This is a genomic window from Streptomyces sp. LE64, from assembly GCF_052606915.1.
Genome location: NZ_CP199708.1, coordinates 218879 through 234046, shown reverse-complemented (window position 1 = coordinate 234046; position 15168 = coordinate 218879). Strand labels below are relative to the sequence as shown.

The window sequence follows — 15168 nt, the reverse complement described above, 5'->3', positions numbered from 1 at the left end:
GGACACCGTGCACCTGACCGAAGGCTCGGAAGGGATCGACCCGGACGCCCTGCCGTCGAGCACGGGCTGCGTCGAGTGCGAGGAGTCCGACGGCTGGTGGTTCCACCTGCGCCGCTGCGCCCGCTGCGGGCACGTCGGCTGTTGCGACAGTTCGCCGGGGCGGCACGCCACCGCCCACGCCCGGGCCACCGGGCACCCGCTGGTGCGCAGCTTCGAGCCCGGTGAGGCGTGGTTCTGGAACTACCGGACCGAGCGGCTGTACGAGACCGGGCCGGCTCTGGCGCCGCCCTCGGCCCACCCGGAGGGCCAGCCGTCCCCGGGCCCGGCCGGACGCGTCCCGCCGAACTGGGCGGACACCCTGCGCTGACCGTCATCCCCGGGGACGGCTCAACAGGCGGGTTCGCTCCCCGCGCCCAAGGATGGGGGTGGGAGCCGCCCGCCCGGGAACCCGGGGCGAGCGGGGACGAGCGGTCAGGAAGGACGGTCACCGTGGCACGACCCAGGATTCTCGTGGTGGGCGCCGGTTTCGCGGGGGTGGGGTGCGTCCGCAGACTGGAGCGGCGGTTGACGCCCGGCGAGGCGGTCGTCACCCTCGTCACCCCCTTCTCGTACCAGCTCTACCTCCCCCTGCTGCCGCAGGTCGCCTCGGGCGTCCTGACTCCGCAGTCCATCGCCGTGTCCTTGCGGCGCAGTCGCAAGCACCGCACCCGGATCATCCCCGGCGGAGCCATCGGGGTGGACCTGGCGGCCAAGGTCTGCGTGATCCGGAAGATCACCGACGAGGTGGTGGACGAGCCGTACGACATCCTGGTCCTCGCCCCGGGCAGCGTGACCCGCACCTTCGACATCCCAGGGCTGGTCGAACACGCCCGGGGGATGAAGACCCTCGCCGAGGCGGCCTACATCCGGGACCACGTCATCGCCCAGCTCGACCTCGCCGACGCCAGCCGGGACGAGGCGGAGCGGACCTCACGGCTCCAGTTCGTCGTGGTCGGCGGCGGTTACGCCGGCACCGAGACCGCGGCCTGCCTCCAGCGCATCACCACCAGCGCGGTCCGGCGCTACCCCCGGTTGAACGCCCGGCAGATCAAGTGGCACCTGATCGACATCGCGCCCAAGCTGATGCCCGAACTCGGCGACCGACTGGGCCTCGCCGCACTGGAGATCCTCCGGCGCCGGGGGATCGAGGTCTCCCTCGGGGTGTCGGTCGCACAGGCCGGTGAGGACACGGTCACCCTCACGGACGGGCGCGTCCTGCCGTGTCGCACCCTGATCTGGACCGCCGGGGTCGCGGCCAGCCCGCTGATCGGCACCCTGGACGCCGAGACGGTCCGGGGACGGCTCGCGGTCGGCGCCGACATGTGCCTCCCCGGTGCCGACCGGGTCTTCGCGCTGGGCGACGCGGCGGCGGTACCCGACCTCACCAAGGGCGGTGACGCGGTGTGCCCGCCCACCGCGCAACACGCCACGCGCCAGGGCGCCAAGGTCGCGGAGAACGTGCTCGCCGCCCTGCGCGGTCAGCCGCTGCGGCCCTACACCCACCAGGACCTCGGTCTGGTGGTCGACCTCGGCGGCAAGGACGCCGTGTCCAAGCCGCTCGGGGTCGAACTGCACGGGCTGCCCGCCCAGGCGGTGGCCCGCGGCTACCACTGGTCGGCCCTGCGCACCCAGGTGTCCAAGGCCCGAGTGCTGACCAACTGGGTGCTCAACGCGGTGGCGGGCGACGACTTCGTCCGGATGGGCTTCCTCGCCCGGAACCCGGCCACCCTGCGGGACTTCGAACACACCGACGCCTACCTGACCCCGGAGCAGGTGCGGGCGCACACCGCCGCACTGCGGGCGGCGCGGGTGTGACCGGTTCGGACGGCCTCAGTGCACGCCTTCCAGCAGCCACTCGCCCGGCAGATCGGCGCGGGCCGCCGCCAGGGCCGCCGCGTCCCTCCCCCGGGCCCACAGCCAGTCGGACCCGTCCGCGCGCAACAGGACCCCGCCCCGGTGGAACCAGCGCACCGGTTCCCCCTCGGGCACCGCCCACACCGGGTAGCCGGGCAGGGGCAGCGGAGTGCAGAGTTCCGCCACCCGGGCCGTGGTCACGGGGTCCAGCGGACGGTTGTCCAGGGCTGCGCCGGGTGCGAACAGGCTCTCGGAGAGCACCATTTCGGCGCACGCCAGCGAGAAGCGGTCGAGGAAGGGGAGCCAGGTCTCCTCGTCCGTCGCCCGGAAGAACACCGGAGGATCGGACGGATCGCCGTGTCCGGCCAGGGACACGCCCCACTCCACGGCGTACTGGTTCTCCACCCGGACGATGAGCACCTCGGTCTCCGGGTCGTACTCCCACTGCGCCGGACGCAAGAGCCGGTCCTGGACGCGCACCAGGTCGTCCCGCCGGCCGAAGAGCGCGTACGCCTCGTGCACCGCGGCCGGCAGTGCGAGGCCCAACCGGTCCGCCCGCTCGCGGAGCTCTCCCTCGGGGCAGCCGTCTTCGGGGGCCAGCGGGCGGGCCCAGTCCTCGGCGAAGCTCCGGATGAAGTCCCAGATCGCGCCGGCCCTGCCGGCGGCGGTCGCACGGGCGAGCGCGACCCGTGGATCGTCGTCGTTTCTCATGATCATGACCCTAGTGGGGGTGCCCGTCGCCCGGGCGGCCCGCGGCGATCACGAGTGCGAACCGAATCCGCGACGGTTGCCGCGCCCCGGGCGGCCAGCTCCCTCGACGGAATGGGGAAATGCGGACAATTCACATATAATGGCGGGGTCATAGCCCGGACGGACGTGCGGCGGAGTTGCATCATGGCCTCGAACCGCCCCGCGGACACCCCGGACGACCTGCTGGCCCGGCTCGGTTCCCTGACCGCGGAGGCCAGGGTGCGGGCCGACGCCCACCGGACCCAGGTCGAACTCGCCCTCGCCCTCCAGCGCGGCATGCTCCCCGGCGGACTGCCCGAGGTCGCGGGGGTGACCGTGGCCGCCCGCTACGCACCGGCGTTCGCCGGGCTCAACGTCGGCGGGGACTGGTACGACGGCTTCGTCCTGCCCGACGGCAGCATCGGCTACTCGATCGGTGACGTCCAGGGGCACACCATCGAGGCCGCGGCCTTCATGGGGCAGGTCCGGGTCGGGCTGCGCGCCCTCGGCTCGGTGACCAGCGACCCCGGTGAACTGCTCGCGCGCACCAACGACCTGCTGCTGTCGCTGGGCGGCTCGCTCTTCGCCACCTGCACCATGGTGCGCTTCGACCCGGTGACCTGGGAACTCGACAGTGCCCGGGCCGGCCACGTGCCGATGGTCCGGGCCACCGCCGGCGGTCGCTCCCGGGTGGTCGAGGACGAGGGCGGGCTGCCGCTCGGCATCGAACCCGGCGTGGAGTACCCGGTCACCCGCCATCGGCTGACCGAACGCGGCGCCTTCGTCCTGGTCACCGACGGGGTCGTGGAAGGGCCTTCGCTCTCCGTCGACGAAGGACTGGAACAGGTGGCCACCCTCGCCGGAGTGGGGGTCGGCGCCGCGCTCGGCGCCGCCTCGCTGGCCACCTCGGTGATGCGCATCGCCGATTCGATCGGCCACGACGACGACGCCGCGGTGCTGGTCATCGGCCATGACGCCCCGCCGCCCGGGGCCGCGCCAGGCGAGCCCGGTGGCTGACCGCGCCGCGCCCGCCGGTCACGGCCTGTCGGGTGAGACTCGCCGACCGGGTGACCGTGCCGTCACCGAGCGTCCCGACGGTGTGGTAGCCGTGCTCCTGGGCGACCGGAGCACGCTCCTGCGGCGGTCCGTCCCGCGAGAAGAGGGGAGCTGACCTCGGTGCCGTTGCTGATGCGCCGGGCGGTGCGGATCCGCCTGCCGGACGCTCGACCAGGGGTGTCGTGACCTCGCTCGTGGAGCGGCCCGCGGCCCGCCGGGCCGGCGGGCTGGTGCTCCAGAACCTGGCCGTCGCGGCCTGCTACTACGCGGGCGGCCGGCTGGGGCTGCTCAAGGCGCTGGCGGTCGAGGGGGCGGTGGTGAGCCCCATCTGGCCGCCCACCGGGATCGCCCTCGCGGCCCTGCTGCTCCTGGGGCCGCAGATCTGGCCCGGGATCGCGCTCGGGGCCCTGCTGATCGTGGAGCACATCAGCCACCCCCTCCAGCCCAGTGCCATCGGCATCCTGGTCGGCAACACCATCGCCCCCCTGTGTGCCTACGCACTGCTGCGGGCGGTCCGCTTCCGCAACGAGTTGGACCGGGTGCGGGACGGCATGGCGTTGGTGTTCCTCGGGGCGCTGGGCGGCATGCTGGTGAGCGCCACCGCGGGCGTGGGGCAGCTTCTGGCGCGCCGCCAGATCCACGCCTCCGACTTCTGGGCGGTGTGGTCCTCCTGGTGGGCGGGGGACGCCCTCGGGGTGCTGGTGGTCACCCCGGTCCTGTTGATCCTGTGGTACGCGCACCGGCCGTTCGGCTGGGGCCGCTGGCCGGAGGCACTGGCCCTGGCCGCCTGCACGGCCCTGGTGGCGCCCTTCGCCGCCACCAGCGACCTCAGTCTGCTCTTCCTCGCCTACCCCCTGCTGATCTGGGCCGCCGTGCGCTTCCAGCTCACCGGCGCCGCCCTGTGCGCCCTGTTCGTCTCGGTGGCGACCGCGATCGCGGCGGCGGACGGCGTGGGACCGTTCCGGGGGCACAGTCAGTTCGGCGTGATGATCAACCTCCAGGCGTTCAACGGCTCGGTCGCCCTGACGGCGCTGCTGCTGGGCGCGCTGGTCGCCGAGCAGCGCGCGATGCGACTGCGGGTGGAGCAGGCCGTGGCCGAGCTGGCGGAGGTCGTCGAGCGGCTGGCCCCCGGGGGGAGCGCGGGGCAGCGTCGACCGCCCGACGGGGGGTAGCCGGCGACGGGCGCCGTGGCCCGGCTCACCGGGTGCGGGGAACAAGGGGCGGTGGTTCGTCGTTCACCTGATGTGGATGCGGGGGGAACGAGTCCCCGGGCTCACTTCTCCGCCCACGAGGACGATCGTTCGGCTGAAGCCTCGTGGTGCCTTTCGCCGAGAGGCGACCGCCCTCCGCATCCCCTCGGTACGCCCCGGCTGGTCTCCCCCCGTCCAGTCGGGGCTCTCCCCTGCCCGGCTCCTCGGGGCGGCGCCGGATCTCGGTGGGCTCGTCCGCCTTGGCACCCGTTCCTCCGGGGGGCGTGATCCGGCCATGTCGGACACGCGCTGCGGCGGCGATCCCCGTCCGCGGAGTGGCCGAATCTGGCTCCCCATTTTGTCTAGACCTATTTTGTCTAGACCTCTTGCCCTGCCCATGATCTGCGGGCTACGTTTCCCGCTGTTCGGAGTACTTCAAGTTTCCTTCAATTCCCTTGACGGGCAAGGCTGGAAGGAGCATGTCCGCATGCAGGACCGGAGTTTGTCCAGACGAACCGTTCTCGCTTCCGCGACCGTGGTCGCGGCGAGCGCAACGGGTGTCGTGGGGGTGACGGTCACCCCCGCAGTCGCGCACAAGCGCGACAGCCGCCTCAAGAAGATCATTTCCAGGATGAGCATCGAGGCGAAGATCGGCCAGCTGTTCGTGCCGTATTTCTACGGCACTTCGGCGACTTCTCCCAGCCAGTTCGACCAGGACCGCAACCTCAGGGAAATCGGCGTCCGCACCGTCGCCGAGCTCATCGCCAAGTACCACCTCGGCGGTGTCATCTACTTCTCCGGTTGGGCGAACAACATCCAGGACCCCCGCCAGGTGGCGGACTTGACCAACGGCGTGCAGCGCGCGTCGCTCGCCCTGCCCACCCCCATCCCGTCCCTGATCTCCATCGACCAGGAGCACGGGGCCAACGTCCGCATCGGCAGCGGTGCCACCCAACTGCCGGGCGCGATGGCGCTCGGAGCGGGCCGCTCGCTCTCCGACGCGCGCACCGCCGGACGGATCTCGGGCACCGAACTGGCCGCCCTGGGCATCCACCAGAACTTCGCCCCGGTCGCCGACGTCAACGTCAATCCGGCCAACCCCATCATCAACGTCCGCTCCTTCGGCGCCGACGCCCGCGAGGTCGGCCGCATGGTGGCGGCCCAGGTGACGGGGTATCAGCAGGCCGGCGTGGTGGCCTGCGCCAAGCACTTCCCCGGCCACGGGGACACCGGCGAGGACAGCCACACCGGGCTGCCCGTGATCACCCACACCCGCGAGGAGTGGGACCGCATCGACGCCCCGCCCTTCAAGGCGGCGATCGCCGCGGGCGTGGACTCGATCATGACCGCCCACCTCCAGGTCCCCGCGCTCGACCCCAGCAACGAGCCGGCCACCCTCTCGCCCACGATCCTCCAGGGCGTCCTCCGCGAGGAACTCGGCTTCGACGGCGTGATCGTCACCGACGCCCTCAACATGCGCGGGGTGCGCACCAAGTACGGCGACGACCGCGTGCCCGTCCTCGCCCTCAAGGCCGGCGTCGACCAACTGCTGTTCCCGCCGGACATCGACGTCGCCTACAACGGCGTCCTGGCCGCAGTCCGCACCGGAGAGATCACCGAGGCCAGGCTCGACGAGTCGGTGCTGCGCATCCTGCGGGTCAAGGACAAGGTCGGCCTGCTCAGCGGCAGCCCCTACATCTCCCCGAAGGAGGTCGACCGGGTCGTCGGCGCCCGCAAGCACCAGCTCGCCGCGGCCCGGATCGCCGAGCGCACCACCACCCTGCTGGTCAACGAGGACGAGGCGCTCCCGCTGCGCCGCCGGCAGAAGAAGCTGCTCGTGGTCGGCGCCAGCCCGGCCTTCCCGACCGACGCCACCCGCACCACGGTGCCCGAGCTGGCCAAGGCCTTCGACGAACTGGGCTACAGCACCACCCAGCTCGCCACCGGCCGGGCGCCCGACGCGGCGAAGATCGACGAGGCCGTGGCCGCCGCGCAGGGCCGGGACGCGGTGGTGGTGACCACCGACAACGTCGGGGCCACCAGCGCCCAGCGCACCCTGGTGTCCCGGCTGCTCGCGACGGGCGTCCCCGTCGTCCACCTCGCGGTCCGCAACCCCTACGACATCGCCCACCTCGGCGACGTCCCGGCCTCCCTGGTCTCCTACTGCTGGACCGAGGTCGAACTGCGCGCCGCCGCCCGGGTGATCGCCGGACGGGTCGAGCCGCGCGGCAAGCTGCCCGTGCCGATCCAGCGGGCCGACGACCCGACCAAGGTCCTCTTCCGCTCCGGACACGGCCTGTCGTACGACGACTGAGCCGCCCGCCCCCGCACGGCGGTCGGCCCCGGTACCTGAGCAGGGGGACCGGGGCCGACCGCCGTGGCCCCCGGTCCCGCAACCGTCCCGCCGGCAGGGGTGTCGTGCGGGCCGGTTGCGAGCGCGCCTACCGATCCAGGAGTTCGCGTGCCAGGGCGTCGCTCCACCAGCGTTCGACCCGGCCGGGTGACCAACCGCGCTCGGCCGTCAGGGTGGTGTGGACGTCGACGGTGCACAGCGCGGCAGAGACGTCCGTGGCAGACCGTCGGGACGCCGAGGCAGCCGTGCTCTGGGCCCTGCACGGCGCGCTGTTCGCTCTGAACGGCGCCTTCCTCGCCCTCGCCCTCCCGGTCGTCGCCGGGGCCACGGGAGTGGGACTGTCGGGGCCTCGCCGGTTGGGCGCTCTGGGTGGTTCGGACGATCGCGTACGGTGCCGCTCTGATCCGGTGCCGGCCCTCGGACCCGCCGGTGGACACGGTCGGCCGTCGGAGCCGGTCCGCACCGTGAGCCAGCCGTCACACGGTGCGGACGCCGGCGGTCCGGGGGCGACGGGCGGGGGAGCAGGTCCGTACCGCGATGGCCCGAGCGGGCCCGGTCTCCGGCGCACCGCCGTCCCGGGCGGGAAGCAGCCGGGGCCGTCCGCCTGCGCAGCGATGCGCGCGGCGGACGGCCCCGGTGGGGGAACCACGTCCGTGCAGCCCGGTCGATCCGAACGCGACCGACCGGGCGGGCGTCAGCCGACCGCGGTCGGCTGGAGGTAGCGGGCCAGCAGGTCGTCCAGACTGACCAGTCCGGCGATCGCTCCCGAACCGTCGCGGACCACGGCCAGCGAGGCCCGCCGCCTGCGCAGCTGCTCCACGGCGTGCGCCACGGTGTCGTCCGCCGTCAGTTCCGGCAGCGGACGGGCCAGCTCCCGCGCGGTCGTCGTGCGCTCACGCGCCCGGGCGACCAGGGCGTCGCGGCTGTGCACCGACCCCACGACCCGACCGGCGTCCCGGACCAGCAGACGCGTCCGGTCCGCCGTCGAGGCCACCCCGAGGATCGTCGAGGGCGTGGCGCTCGCGTCGACCCAGGTGATGTCCGCCGCGGGCACCAGGAGCTCCGCCACCGGCGTCAGCGGCTCGACGAGCGAGCGGGTGATCAGCTCGGAGTCGGCCGCACTGATCAGCCCGGTGCGCCGGGACTCCGCCACGAGATCGGTCAGCTGCTCCCGGTCGTGGACCGCGACCAACTCGTCCCGCGGGGTGACCCGGCACAACCGCACCAGGGCGTTGCTGACCGCGTTGAGCACCCGGATCAGCGGACGCACCACCTTCACCACCGCCCGGAACAGCGGCGACAGCAGCATCGCCGAGCGCTCGGGACGGGCGATGGCCCAGGACTTCGGGGCCATCTCGCCCACGACCATGTGGAGGAAGACCACCACCACGATCGCGATGGTGAACGACACGCCGTAGCTCAGACCGGTCGGCAGGCCCAGGTCCTGCAACAACGGGTCGAGGGCGTGCGACACGGCGGGCTTGGAGATCGACCCCAGCCCCAGCGTCGTCACCGTGATGCCCAACTGGGCACCCGCCAACATCAACGACAGCTCGCGCATGCCGTCCAAGGCGGCCCGGGCACCGCGCCGCCCCTCGGCGGCGGCCTTCTCCATCCGGTGGCGCTTCGCCGCGACCAGGGCGAACTCCGCCGCCACGAAGAAGCCGCTTCCGATCAGCAACAGGACGGTCAGGAACAGGGCGAGGGGAAAGCTCATGCCGTCACCTCCTCGTCCGCGCGGTGCGCGTGCGCACCGGCCTCACCGCCCCGCACGGCGGCCTCGGTGCCCTCGGACACCTCGGGGGCCGGCCGGTGCTCGATCCGCACCCGCTCCGGCACGTGCCGGTTGAGGGTGCACACGTCGATCAGCGCGGTGCTGCCGTCCGGCAACTCCACCGCCACCCGGTCGCCGATCGCGGGGAAACGGCCCAGCCGGTCCACCACGAGTCCGCCGACCGTGTCGAAGTCGTCCTCCTCGGGCAGCGGCACCCCGATGGCCGGCGCGACCTCGTCGATGCGTCGACCCGCGTCCACCAGCCAACCGGATCCGTCGGGCACCGCGAGCGCGGTGACCCGGTCCGTCTCGTCGGCGATGTCGCCGACCAGTTCCTCGGCGATGTCCTCGTAGGTGACGATGCCCGCCACCCCGCCGTGCTCGTCCAGCACCACCGCGAACTCGTCGTCGACCTCCCGCATCCGGGCGACCGCGCCCGGCAGCGGCAGGGTGTCCGGCAGCAGCAGCGGGCGACGTGCCAGCTCCCCGGCCGTGCTCCCGGCCAGCAGCTCGGCGGGCACCCGGGACAGCTCCCGCACGCCGAGGACCCCCGTGATGTCGTCGGGGTGGTCGCCGAGCACGGGGTACGTGGAGTGCCCGTGCCGGGCGATCAGCTCCACCGCGTCGGCGGCCGAGGCGTCCCTGCGGAGGAAGACGGTGTCCGCGCGCGGCACCATCACCTCGCCCATGGTGCGCTCGGAGAACTCCAGGGCGTGGTCCAGCAGCTCGGCGGTGTCCCGGGACAGGGCGCCCCGCTCGTGGGACTCGCCGATCAGCTGACCCAGCTCCTCCAGGGTCGCGCCGTGGTGCAGCTCCTCCACCGGTTCGATCCCGATGCGGCGCAGCAGCCGGGCGGCAGCACCGTCGAAGACCCGGATGATCGGGCCCACGACCTTCAGATAGGCCAGGGTGGAGGGGGCCAGCGACCTCGCCAGCCGTTCCGGCACGGCGATCGCCAGGTTCTTGGGGGCGAGCTCGCCGAGCACCATCTGGACGACGGTGGCGACCACGAAGGCCAAGGCCACCGAGATCCCGTCCACCGCGGCGTCGGGGATGCCCACGCCCGACACCAACGGCCGGATGACGGCCGAGACGGACGGGCCGGTGAGGAAGCCGACGATCAGACCGGTCACGGTGATGCCGAGCTGGGCGCCGGAGAGCATGAAGGAGAGCTGCCCCGTGACCTTCAGGGCGCGCGCGGCGCGCCGGTCACCCGCCTCGGCCGCACGGGCCAGGGCCAGCCGGTCGGCGGAGACGTAGGTGAACTCCTGAAGGACGAAATAGCCCGTTCCGGCGGTGAGCAGGAGTACCGCCAACAGGCCGAGTGCGGCATTCATCGAACACCACCCCGCCGGGTGCCGCGATCATGCGTGAAGAGGCGGGATGGTTCGGGACTGTGTCCCGGAGGATCGGGGTCCGTCGTCTGGGCGGACAAGTGGCCACTCCTTGTAGGTGGTCGCGTTCCAGGTGCTCGCTACAACGAACACCTTCCGATCATTGTTCCCCATCGGCCGAAAAAGAGACCGGCGCCCCCGGTCGAGTTCCGGTGGCGCCGATCGACCTGCTGCTTCGTCCTCCCGCCGGGTGCGTTGCCGGCGGGATCAACCCGTCCGGGCCACCCGAGCGCGCGGGGCCAGCAGGGCCGCGGCCCCGACCCCCACCGCCACGGCCAGCAGGGCCGCGCTCACCAGGACGGGGGAGCGGTAGCCCAGCCCCGCGGTGATCGTCGCGCCCCCGAGCCAGGGTCCGAGGGCGGCGCCCACGTTGAACGCGGCGGTGGCGCTCGCCCCGGCCAGCACGGGCGCTCCGGCGCCGGCGTACAGCACCTGGCTGACCAGGGTGGATCCGATCGCGAAGGCGAGCGCGCCCTGGACCGGCACCAGCACCAGCAGCACTGCGGGCCGGTCGCCGCCGCCGGCGAGCAGCGCCCAGCCGGCCAGGTGGATCACCGACCCCCCGATCAGCAGGGGCAGGGGCCGGGCGTCGGCGAAGCGCCCCGCGGCGCTCACCCCGAGGAAGGAACCCGCGCCGAACAGCACCAGCACCGCGGGCACCCAGCGCGGGGACAGCCCGGACACCTCCGTCACCAGGGGCGCCAGATAGGTGAAGGCGCAGAACGTGGCCCCGTTCACCAGTGCGCACAGCACCAGGATCAGCAGCGGCCGGGGCCGGCCCAGCACCCGCAGTTCGGCACGGACCGTCCCCGCTCCGGCGGGGACGGCGGCCTCGGCGGCCTCGTCCGGGGTGCGGCCGTTCGGTACGGCCCGCCACACGGCCCACAGGGCGGGGACGCAGAGCACGACGATCGCCCAGAACGCCGCGCGCCACCCCCCGTACTGGCCCAGGAGCGCCCCGCCGGGCACCCCGGCCACACAGGCGAGGGTCACTCCGCCCAGCAACACGGCGGTCGCCCGGCCCTTGGCCTGCGGGCCGACCATCAGGGCGGCGGCGGAGAAGGCCACCGCCAGGAATCCCGCGTTGGCCAGGGCCGACACCACCCGCATTGCCAGCAGCAGGGGGAAGCTGTCGGTCAGCGCGCTCACCGCGTGCGCGAGGAGGAAGACCAGCAGGAAGGCCAGCAGCGCGTCGCGCCGGGACCAACGCCGTGCCGTCACCGCCATCAGGGGTGCTCCGACCACCATGCCCACGGCGAACGCCGAGGTCAGGGACCCGGCAGCGGGCACGGACACGGAGAGGTCACGGGCCATGCCCGTGAGGAGGCCGGACAACATGAACTCGGACGTGCCCATGGCGAAGATGGCCAGTCCGAGGAGGTACAGGGTGAAAGGCACCGCAGAACTCCACAGCCGTTCGAGATCCAACAGGAATCCGATCCGGCGTCCACGGATGGCGACGCGCCCCGGAGCCGACGGCACGGGGCTGCGACGGGAAGCCACCGGGGAGGCCGGTGGCTAGCCTCTGGAGGCCTCGGGACTGTTCACGTCGGCCAGGGTAGGAGGGACGGCGCACCCCGTCCACCGCTTTTCAACGACGGGCACGGGTGTGCGGGCCGCCCCGCGCGGGCGCCCGGTGCGGCGGCTGTTCGGGCGCCGGCCGCACGGGCACGGGCCGGATGCCCCGACGCTCCGGTGCGTCGGACGTCACCAGCACCGGCCGTCCGTAGTGCCGCACGGTCAGCGGCTCGCCCGACACCAGGGTGTAGACGGCGGCCTCGGCGGTGATCTCGACGTGCAGCCGTCGGCCCACCATCTCCAGGGTGAACGCCAGCCGGCTGAACCGCTCGGGCAGCCGGGGCGTGAAGTTCGGGGTGCTGCCCAGCAACCGCAGGCCCCCGAAGCCGGCCACCAGCGCCATCCAGGTGCCCGCCAGCGAGGCGATGTGCAGTCCGTCGCGCGTGTTGTTCTCCAGGTCCTCCAGGTCCATCAACGCCGACTCGGCGACGTAGGCGTAGGCGAGCGCGAGATGGCCGGCCTGCGCGGCGATCACCGCCTGACAGCTGGCGGAGAGCGAGGAGTCCCGCACGGTCAGCGGCTCGTAGTAGGCGAAGTTGCGGGCCGTGTGCTCCTCGTCGAAGTGCTCGCTGCACTTGTACATCGCCAGCACCAGATCGGCCTGCTTGACGACCTGCTTGCGGTAGATGTCGAAGTAGGGGAAGTGCAGCATCAGCGGGTACTGGTCCGCCCGGGTCCCCGTGAAGTCCCACACCTGGTGCTGGGTGAACCCGGAGGACTGCTCGTGCACGCCGAGCTCGTCGTTGTACGGCACGTGCATCGCCTCGGCCGCGTCCCGCCAGGCGGCGCTCTCCTCGTCGTCCACCCCGAGCGCCGCCGCCGTCTTGGCGTGCCGCTCGACGACCTCGGCGGCGGCCAGCAGATTGGCCCGGGCCATCAGGTTGGTGTACGCGTTGTCGTCCTGGACCGCGCTGTACTCGTCGGGGCCGGTCACCCCGTCGATGTGGAACGCCCCGTGGTGGTCGTGGTGGCCCAGCGAGCGCCACAACCGGGCCGTCTCCACCAGGAGTTCCACCCCGGTGTCCCGCTCGAAGCGCCCGTCGCCGGTCACCGCCACGTACCGGATGACGGCATCGGCGATGTCGGCGTTCACGTGGAAGGCCGCCGTCCCGGCCGGCCAGTACGCCGAGCCCTCCGAGCCGTCGATGGTCCGCCAGGGGAACGCGGCCCCCTGGAGGCCCAGTTGGGCGGCCCGCTCCTTCGCGGCCGACAGGGTGTTCTGCCGCCACCTGAGCGCCTCGGCCACCGCGAACGGCGAGGTGTAGCTGAGCAGCGGCAGCACGAAGACCTCGGTGTCCCAGAAGGCGTGGCCGTCGTAGCCGGACCCGGTCAACCCCTTCGCCGGGATGGCCCGCTGCTCGGCCCGGGCACCCGCCTGGAGCACGTGGAACAGGGCGAACCGCACCGCCTGCTGGATCTCCTCGTCCCCGTCCACCTCCACGTCGGCGCGCGCCCAGAACGCGTCGAGGTAGGCGCGCTGTTCGTCGACCAGCCCCTCCCAGCCGATGCTCATCGCCGCCGCCAGGGCCGCGTCCACCTGGTCGCTGACCGCCGGCAGCGACCGGGTGGACGACCAGCCGTAGGCCACCACCTTGTCGAGCCGCAGGGCGTCCCCGGGGGCGAGGGCCGAGGCGATGGTCAGCCGGGCGACGTCGGCGCGGCTCTCGCAGCCGGTGGTGGTCGGCCGCGGCCCCGTCACCACGTGGTCGGCCGCGGCCCCCACCCGCAGTTCGCTGGTGCGGGTGCGGTGCACCAGCGCCAGCCGTCCGTCCGCGGCGAAGTGGGACTCCGACTCCAACGGGGACTCCAGCGCCACCGAGGCCCGGGGGTCGCCGTTCGTCCCGGGCAACTGCTCGTTGGCCACCAGTTCCGACTGGATGACGATGCGCACCTCGGAGTCGAGGGCCTCCACCTCGTAGCGCACCGCGGCGATCGCCCGCTGGGTGAACGACACCAACCGGACGGAGCGCACCCGCACCGCGCAGCCCGCGGGGGACACCCATTCGCACACCCGGGTCAGCAACCCGGTGCGCAGGTCCAGGGTCCGCTCGTGCGCCACCAGCCGTCCGTACCGCAGGTCGAACGGCTCGTCGTCCACCAGCAGGCGGATGATCTTGCCGTTGGTGACGTTGATGACCGTCTGCCCGGACTCCGGGTAGCCGTAGCCCGCCTCCGCGTACGGCAGGGGGTGGAGTTCGTACACCCCGTTCAGGTACGAGCCGGGCAGGCCGTGCGGCTCGCCCTCGTCGAGGTTGCCCCGCCATCCCACGTGCCCGTTGGAGAGGGCGAAGACGGACTCGCTCTGCGGCAGCACGTCGAGGTTCAGCGACCGCTCGCACAGCGACCAGGGCTCCACGGTGTACGAGGAGTGGGTGATCATGCGGACCGCTCCAGCTCGGCGAGGTCGCGCACCACCGTGTCCGCCCCGTGCGCCCGCAGCGCCGCGGCCTGGCCGACCCGGTCCACGCCCACCACGTAGCCGAATCCCCCCGAACGGCCCGCGTCCATTCCGGCGAGCGCGTCCTCGAAGACCGCGGCCCGCTCCGGCGCCACGCCCAACTCCGCCGCCGCGGCGAGGAAGGTGTCCGGGTGCGGTTTTCCCGGCAGCCCCCGCCGCGCCGCGACCACCCCGTCGATCCGCACGTCGAACCGGTCCTCGGCGCCCACCGCACGCAGGACGTCGAGGCAGTTGGTGCTGGACGAGACCACGGCCGTGCCGAGCCCCGCCGCCCGCACCGCCGCCAGATAGCGCAACGAGCCCGGGTACGCCTCGACCCCGCCCGCCCGGATCTTCGCCAGCAGCAGCGCGTTCTTGCGGTCTCCGAGGCCCTGCACCGTGAGCGTGCCCGGTGGGTCGGCGTTGCCGCCCGCCGGGCGCTCCGGCAGGGTGATCCCCCGCGAGGCCAGGAAGGCCCGCACCCCGTCGGAGCGGGGCCGGCCGTCCACGTAGGCGTCGTAGTCGTGCGGGGAGAAGGGCCGGAATCCGGGCCCCTCCCGCTCCCGGAGGAAGGCGTCGAAGGTCTCCCGCCAGGCCGCGGCGTGCACCACGGCGGTCTTGGTGATCACACCGTCCAGGTCGAACAGGCAGGCGGTGACGGTGGGCGGCAGGCCCAGCCCGCCGGGTGCGTCGCTCTCTCCCATCGAGAACCCTCCGGGTCCGCACCGCAGGGGCGGTGCCACGGTCGCCGCCATCGTAGGACG

At 73.1% G+C, this 15168-nt stretch carries 11 protein-coding genes; 5 read left to right on the top strand and 6 right to left on the bottom strand.

All coding sequences use genetic code 11. The features are described from left to right. Positions 1-7 precede the first annotated feature (7 nt). The gene (locus tag ACSMX9_RS00890; RefSeq protein WP_445399101.1) at positions 8-367 is read left to right on the top strand and encodes a UBP-type zinc finger domain-containing protein; all 360 of its coding nucleotides are present in this window, start codon (positions 8-10) and stop codon (positions 365-367) included. Positions 368-489: 122 nt separating this feature from the next. Then, positions 490-1854 carry an NAD(P)/FAD-dependent oxidoreductase gene (locus tag ACSMX9_RS00885; RefSeq protein WP_445399099.1) on the top strand — a complete coding sequence of 455 codons (1365 nt, stop codon included), beginning with the start codon at positions 490-492 and terminating at the stop codon, positions 1852-1854. A gap of 15 nt (positions 1855-1869) precedes the next feature. Here the strand turns inward: ACSMX9_RS00885 and ACSMX9_RS00880 are convergent, their stop codons facing one another. Next, on the bottom strand, positions 1870-2604 hold the full coding sequence (locus ACSMX9_RS00880) for a hypothetical protein (protein WP_445399097.1): 735 nt from the start codon (positions 2602-2604) through the stop codon (positions 1870-1872). Between the two features lie 183 nt (positions 2605-2787). Between ACSMX9_RS00880 and ACSMX9_RS00875 the strand changes: the two genes are divergently transcribed. The 3 genes from ACSMX9_RS00875 to ACSMX9_RS00865 all read left to right on the top strand — a co-directional run bounded on the left by ACSMX9_RS00875 (position 2788) and on the right by ACSMX9_RS00865 (position 7182). Continuing rightward, complete coding sequence (locus tag ACSMX9_RS00875) at positions 2788-3639, top strand: PP2C family protein-serine/threonine phosphatase (protein WP_445399095.1); 852 nt, start codon at positions 2788-2790, stop codon at positions 3637-3639. 221 nt (positions 3640-3860) lie between these two features. After that, positions 3861-4850 (top strand): MASE1 domain-containing protein, encoded by a 990-nt coding sequence (locus ACSMX9_RS00870; RefSeq protein WP_445399093.1) that lies wholly within the window; start codon positions 3861-3863, stop codon positions 4848-4850. 505 nt (positions 4851-5355) lie between these two features. Then, positions 5356-7182: a glycoside hydrolase family 3 protein gene (locus ACSMX9_RS00865; RefSeq protein WP_445399090.1), complete on the top strand. Its 1827-nt coding sequence runs from the start codon at positions 5356-5358 to the stop codon at positions 7180-7182. Positions 7183-7915: 733 nt separating this feature from the next. On the opposite strand, the gene ACSMX9_RS00860 is transcribed toward ACSMX9_RS00865, so the two are convergent. From ACSMX9_RS00860 to ACSMX9_RS00840, 5 genes are all read right to left on the bottom strand, one after another. Continuing rightward, complete coding sequence (locus ACSMX9_RS00860; protein ID WP_445399088.1) at positions 7916-8938, bottom strand: hemolysin family protein; 1023 nt, start codon at positions 8936-8938, stop codon at positions 7916-7918. Further along, a complete protein-coding gene (locus ACSMX9_RS00855) occupies positions 8935-10332 on the bottom strand; it encodes a hemolysin family protein (protein WP_445399086.1) in 1398 nt (465 codons plus the stop codon). Before ACSMX9_RS00855 ends, ACSMX9_RS00860 begins: the two co-directional genes overlap by 4 nt. 264 nt (positions 10333-10596) lie before the next feature. Then, positions 10597-11787 (bottom strand): Cmx/CmrA family chloramphenicol efflux MFS transporter, encoded by a 1191-nt coding sequence (locus tag ACSMX9_RS00850; protein WP_445399084.1) that lies wholly within the window; start codon positions 11785-11787, stop codon positions 10597-10599. Positions 11788-11980: 193 nt separating this feature from the next. Next, positions 11981-14347 carry a glycoside hydrolase family 65 protein gene (locus tag ACSMX9_RS00845; protein WP_445399082.1) on the bottom strand — a complete coding sequence of 789 codons (2367 nt, stop codon included), beginning with the start codon at positions 14345-14347 and terminating at the stop codon, positions 11981-11983. After that, complete coding sequence (locus ACSMX9_RS00840; protein ID WP_445399079.1) at positions 14344-15108, bottom strand: HAD family hydrolase; 765 nt, start codon at positions 15106-15108, stop codon at positions 14344-14346. The genes ACSMX9_RS00845 and ACSMX9_RS00840 overlap by 4 nt, the downstream gene beginning before the upstream one ends. Positions 15109-15168 lie beyond the last annotated feature (60 nt).